A 5,740-nucleotide genomic window follows, 5' to 3' on the forward strand; every position below is an offset into this window, starting at 1 on the left:
TCAAGAATCCACGAATCGCGCAGAAAGACGAGGTCAAGGCCGTGTTCACGTGGACCAAGGTGGTGTCCAAGCGCCTCTCCGCCGATTATGAGGTTTGGACCGGCGAGGACTCGGCATTGATCAACAACATCAGATTCGCTTCTCAGGCTCGCCGCGAGTCGCGCGCGGCCCTGTTCCAGACGGTGCTCGAACGATTTCCAGAGGAGCTCTCAATCGCGCACGCTGAAGCCACACTCGCAGCCGAGCGGATTGCACGGCCTCGACACATCGTCCTCGAGCTTCTGTGGACGGGCACCTTCACGGCCGATCTCACCCGGCCATTCGGCGACAACACCTTGATCCATCGAGCCGAGGCCGTATGAGCAACACTTATCGACTTGCTGTTGGCGATCGGGTGTGGATCGACGGATCCGTGGTCCGCATAGTCGAGATCAGCGACAGTCGGTCGATAGTCGAATCGGATCGCGGCACACGAGCGGTGAGCACTCCACACCTCGTGAGGTCTTCTCAGCCGCTCGACGCACCTCGCAGGCCCTGCGAGACGTCCGGACAACTGCTTTCGAATCTTACGAAGAAACAGCAAGAGACTTACAACGCACGGCTCGCCGTCGTCGAAGCAGTACTGGAGATGCATCACAACAGCGGCGACTCTATCGGTCGCAGCTCCGAAACGGTCGCTCTCGCACACAACATGTCTGACCGCACCGTCAAACGCTGGGTGAAGGCGTATCAAGAGTCAGGACCAGCCGGCCTCGTCGAAGCAAGGAAGCAGCGCTCGCCGATCGACCCACTCTGGCGGGAGGCGTGCCTCGACGTACTCAATCGGTACACACGCGAATCCACACCCAGCAGAAACATAGTAATCGACCAGGCCAACAATCTGCTGACCGAGCGGTGTGGCGCCGATCTGGCGCCCACCCCATCCAATGCGACCGCCTACCGCTGGCTGGACGAGCTCTCCAAGGGTCGCTATTCATTTGGCAGCGGAAAGGCACGGCGAATCGCCGCCGACCGGCCGGAGGCCCCGTATGGCCGTTTGCGCGCCACGCGCCCCGGAGAGTACTTCGTACTCGACACAACGCGCCTCGACGTGTTCGCGATGGAGCCGATCACGCTGCGTTGGGTGCCGGTCGAACTCACTGTGGCGCAAGACCTCTATACACGCTGCATTGTCGGTCTGCGCCTGACCCCGATTTCAACCAAGGCAATCGACGTGGCCAATGTGTTACACCAGTCGGTGACGCCCCAAGAACCGGTCGACGACGGAGCGTGGCCGTTTCACGGCGTGCCTAGTTCGATCGCAATCGAACGCGACGACCCGACCGCAGACGATGCCACTCCGAGCATCCCAGGCTGCCTACCCGAGTCAATCGTTGTTGACCATGGCAAGATCTACCTCTCGCACCATGTCAGATCCGCCTGTGCGCGACTCGGAATCTCGATTCAGCCTGCGATCGTAAAGAAGGCGTCAGACAAGCCAACTGTCGAACGCTTCTTCAAGACCATTCGGCTCGGCCTGCTTCAGCAACTGCCGGGCTACAAGGGACCCGACGTCTATCACCGCGGTGAAGACATTGAGAGTCAAGCGTTCTACTACGTCGCCGAGCTTGAGTCGATAATTCGCGAGTGGACAGCTCGGGTGTACCACCGGTCGAAACACGAAGGCTTGTGTCTCCCTGAGACGCCCGGCCTCGAGCTATCACCGCTCGAAATGTACGAGATCGGCCTGGCTCGCGCCGGTGGACTCACCATCCCGTCCTCACCGGACCTTGCGTACGAGTTTCTCAATGTGGAGTGGCGCACGATCCAGCACTATGGCATAGAAGTGGATGGGCGCCGATACGATGGCGCGGCGCTCAACCCTTACCGGAATAGCAAGTCCAACTTCGGTGGTCCGAAGGCTAGAAAATGGCCAATCCACATAGACAGCGGCGATGTTCGACGCGTGTACTTCCGCGACCCCTCATCTGGCAAATGGTCGCCTCTGGTCTGGGAGCACGCAGGTGGACTCGACCAGCCCTTCTCCTCGGACGCCGCCGACTACACCAAGCTTCTGGCCGTCCGCGAAAACCGGCATGTCGACCCACAGGACGCCGTCCGCAACCTCCTCGATGAGTGGTCCAAAGGCAACACCAAATCCAAGCGCGACCGCGCCCTCGCACGACGCCTGGCCAGCACCCGTTCCACGGCAAGCGATACTGGCGATGGCCAACCTGACGACGAGATTGCATCACTGCCAGGAGTTATCGACCTTCTCGCGAGGAGAGCAGAACGTCGCCCTCCAGGTTGGGATTTGGACGATGACCTCGATGTGTTTGAGAAGTACCAAGGTGCAGACGATTCGAGCTATGAGGTATTCGACGAATGAGTAACCCATGGGCACTATGGCTTCGAAACAATCAACCGCATCGCTACAACCTGGCGTCAAAAGTGGGCTGGCACGACTTCGTGCATTCGCCGCCGCGCGCGAGCCTGGAACTCCTCACGAAGGGACAGATCGCAGCGCTCAGCGACGACGAGCGCGAAGACTACAACGAAGCTCGCTTTGTATGGAATGCCAACCTCCCGACTGTCAAGACAGCTCAACTCACGCACGCCTTCGCTGTCATCGATCAAGTCATGGCGTCCAACCGTCGCGATGGCGACCGCCTCCGCGGATCGGTCGTGATCGACGCCCCGCCAGGTCTCGGTAAGACCACCATCGCCATCCGCTACGCAAGGCAGTTCCATCGAACTGCAATTCGCCGCCTCAGCAGCGAGACCGCCGCAGGCGATCAGCGTATTCCGGTCGCCTTCATCCCGCTCGATGCTGGAATCACCCTCAAGGGCCTGAACAGAAAGATCCTCGCCTTCTATGGCCATCTGGGGGTAGCTGGTGCGAATACTTCTGGTTTGGGTGCGCTCGCGGTCGACTGCGTACGGAGCTGCGAGACTCAGATAATTGTCATCGATGACCTTCACTTCATCGACTTTCGAGACCGTCACGGTCGCGAAGTAAGCAATCATCTGAAGGGCTTGGCCAACGAAATGGCGGTCACGTTCATTTACGTCGGTGTACGCCTCACAGAGAAGAAGTTCTTCGACGAGGGCCTGGGAGGCGATGACGGTGCCGTGTACGCACAGACTGCCCGCCGTGCCACACGTGCACGCGTCGCGCCGTTCAACACCGACTCCGATGCCAGCAACGTCGCCTGGATCTCGCTTCTCAACGCCCTCGAATTGCACCTAATGCTCGCCGCGCAAACGCCTGGGACACTATCCGATTTCGGCAAGGAACTCTTCCGCCGAACGCAAGGGCACATCGGTTCACTGACGAACCTGCTCGATCGGGCCGCCTATCTGGCTATTAAGACGGGCACCGAGCAAATTACTGCGAGCATCCTGGAGGAGGTCGTCGTTGACAATGCCGCTCAGCGGCTCACCACTCCCAAGAGGTGAGAGAACCGACGCGGAGCAACTACCCTCCGCAATTGCGATACCAGACGGGTACAACCCGCGGCGGCTTCCCATACTCGTCGCCCCCAGGGACGATGAGACCGCACCGAGTTGGCTGCGCCGTTTCGGCCACCGCTACGGACTCACCGCACGCGCGCTACTCCGAGAACTCGGGATTCCAACGAGTGCCTGGTCCCCCACACGAGTCTCTGCGCATATCGCTGAGCACAGTGATTTGATTGTGGATACGGTGGGGCTACCGGACGAACGAGCCCGATACCTCCGGGCAGGACTCATATCCGAGGCTGTTTCCGCATTTCGCACGCACTGGGAACGGTACGGTAAGTCTTCGGAATCGATGCCCCTCGACCCTTCCTACTGTCCCGAATGCCTTGCTCAGCAAGGATACTGGAACTCGACATGGTCACTGCCGCTACACCGCGTCTGTGTCGAACATGCGATCTTGATGCCTACCAACTGCCCTCGGTGTGCCGAGACGCCGTGGGCGGGCACGAGTTGGCCCAATAGCACCGACCCCAACTGGGCCTGTCCGCAGCGCGACAATCGCCCCCGAACACCAAGAACTCGACACGCATACTGCGGCCACGACTTGCGCGACGTCGAGTTCCGTAGGGTTGCCCCCGAGATCGTTGAAGCTCAGGTTTGGATTCTCGAACTCGCACGCGGTGCATCAGAGCCTTCGACGAACAGCTTTGGCGGTCAGCGGTTCAGTACACGCGAATACTTCGACGCGGCTCTGACGCTGGGCAAGCCCATTATGAGCTGTCAGGCAGCAAGCGACCCTGACGCCGCGTGCCTCGAGCAACTCCTCAAGGTAAAGTCCATCCTCTGCGAGGAGGACGTTCATGCGGCTCATTCGCTCGCCGTAGAGCAGAGCGTCCTTACTCCAGGAACCTGGCTTCTCAGGGACGGCCGAGATTTGCCCCGTAGTCGGACGAATGCGGTTATCGGCCACCTCGCCATCACCCCGCTCGCCGAAAAGCTATCGCCGACGGCACAACTGACGTTTCGAGTTGCTAGTGGGTGTGCCCGTTATCCGACGGCCCACGAGATCCCGGGCAACCACATTCCTCTCTCGTCGATACCTCAAGTTCACTGGACGGGATTCCGCGACTACACGACTGCGAAGGATCGCGCCGTCCTTTCCATGCTCCTTGCACGGTCTGGGACCGCGAGACCTTGGGGCCATATCGCTTTCGCGCTAGGACTGCCTCACGAATTCTCGCGCTACCCACCACTACTCATCCGCCAGATCAAGCGCAGCGGCGATTGGACCGACACCCTGGATCAGATCGAGAACCAGACCCGGGAACTGCTCACCGGCCCGCCTCCTATCGATTACCACCGCCGGCGGCTTCAACTTGCCAATCCAGATCTCACGATCTCCATTGCGAGAATTCTTAGCACGAGCCGCACGTTCAGAGCAGTGACTCCACACGCGCTAGCCGTCGCGATTTGGGAGGTCTACACCGGCGGGGCCGCCGAGTTCGCGACAGAATCGCTCTACTCTGAGGATTCCAACGACGGCGATCTCAGCTCGGCGCGCAACCTGGTACGCGAGCAGTGGTCCACAATCCGATCAAACAGCCTGTTGCCTGACCTGGGATTCGGCGAGGAGCCACTTGAATGGCGCCCACCTTGAAGGAGCTACGTGCAGACAGGACACTCCGGCAACAGATCTGACTCGCGCTCGTCAGTGGCTTCGAGAATGCCCTCACTCTACCGCGGAACGCTTGAGGCGGATCAGCACATGTGCCGCGCAGATGTCTACGAGGCGAATGAGTCATACCGACGCCACGGGCTCAAAGGAGTCGGGCAACTCAACTCACTGATGGAAATCCTCCTGCAGCACACCTTCAACGCCGCAAGTCCACGCTATACACCGTGGGAAATTGATCGAGAACCACCAGGGCGTGCAATCTCCCTGCCGCCGACGGCATGGCCGCCGAGTTCGGAACCGACCCTTGCGACACGCTACCCGGATGGTCCGACGAACTGGTAGTCGAACGCCTCGGTCTTGATCGGGCATCGCCCGCAGGGTCGCGCGAGGTGTGGGCATTCGTCGGCGTCGCTTGCAACAATGCCCATGTGAAGTTCCGTCGCCGCAACCTCGAAGCTCTTGGAAACCTCGTCGTGGGCAACCTCGGACGCGACGATGCCCAGAACGTCGACGAAGTTCGGTACTTCCCGTATCGCTCCAGCATGTACATCACTGAGTTCTTTCAAGAGTTGGAGACGGAGTACCAGCACGACGGCTCCACCCGCCACCGGTGGGTTGCCGACG

General features: G+C 60.2%; 4 protein-coding genes and 2 pseudogenes. 5 read left to right on the forward strand and 1 reads right to left on the reverse strand.

Annotated elements, in window-relative coordinates; translation table 11 throughout:
- The 5 genes and pseudogenes from OSB52_RS24395 to OSB52_RS24410 form a co-directional block, all read left to right on the forward strand.
- A pseudogene (locus OSB52_RS24395) lies at positions 1-362 on the forward strand (TnsA-like heteromeric transposase endonuclease subunit); the annotation flags it as partial.
- Positions 359-2,368 (forward strand): TnsB C-terminal domain-containing protein, encoded by a 2,010-nt coding sequence (locus OSB52_RS24400; RefSeq protein ID WP_079931101.1) that lies wholly within the window; start codon positions 359-361, stop codon positions 2,366-2,368. The pseudogene OSB52_RS24395 and the gene OSB52_RS24400, both read left to right, overlap by 4 nt.
- Entirely contained in the window at positions 2,365-3,438 is a 1,074-nt protein-coding gene (locus OSB52_RS24405) for an ATP-binding protein (RefSeq protein ID WP_006369929.1), read from the forward strand. Before OSB52_RS24400 ends, OSB52_RS24405 begins: the two co-directional genes overlap by 4 nt.
- Positions 3,404-3,886 (forward strand): annotated as a pseudogene (locus OSB52_RS25215) (TniQ family protein); the annotation flags it as partial. The gene OSB52_RS24405 and the pseudogene OSB52_RS25215, both read left to right, overlap by 35 nt.
- 15 nt (positions 3,887-3,901) lie before the next feature.
- A complete protein-coding gene (locus OSB52_RS24410) occupies positions 3,902-5,098 on the forward strand; it encodes a hypothetical protein (protein WP_006369930.1) in 1,197 nt (398 codons plus the stop codon).
- A 332-nt stretch (positions 5,099-5,430) separates the two neighbouring features.
- Here the strand turns inward: OSB52_RS24410 and OSB52_RS24415 are convergent.
- Positions 5,431-5,740, reverse strand: a 310-nt coding sequence (locus OSB52_RS24415) for a hypothetical protein (protein ID WP_266063926.1), incomplete at its 5' end; no start/stop codon positions are given.

Source organism: Gordonia aquimaris, assembly GCF_026262595.1.
In the GTDB taxonomy this organism is placed as follows: domain Bacteria; phylum Actinomycetota; class Actinomycetes; order Mycobacteriales; family Mycobacteriaceae; genus Gordonia; species Gordonia tangerina.

Coding starts and splice junctions, on each gene's coding strand:
- OSB52_RS24405 (WP_006369929.1), top strand. CDS start 2,365: ATGAGTAACCCATGGGCACTATGGCTTCGAAACAATCAACCGCATCGC.
- OSB52_RS24410 (WP_006369930.1), top strand. CDS start 3,902: ATGCCTACCAACTGCCCTCGGTGTGCCGAGACGCCGTGGGCGGGCACG.
- OSB52_RS24400 (WP_079931101.1), top strand. CDS start 359: ATGAGCAACACTTATCGACTTGCTGTTGGCGATCGGGTGTGGATCGAC.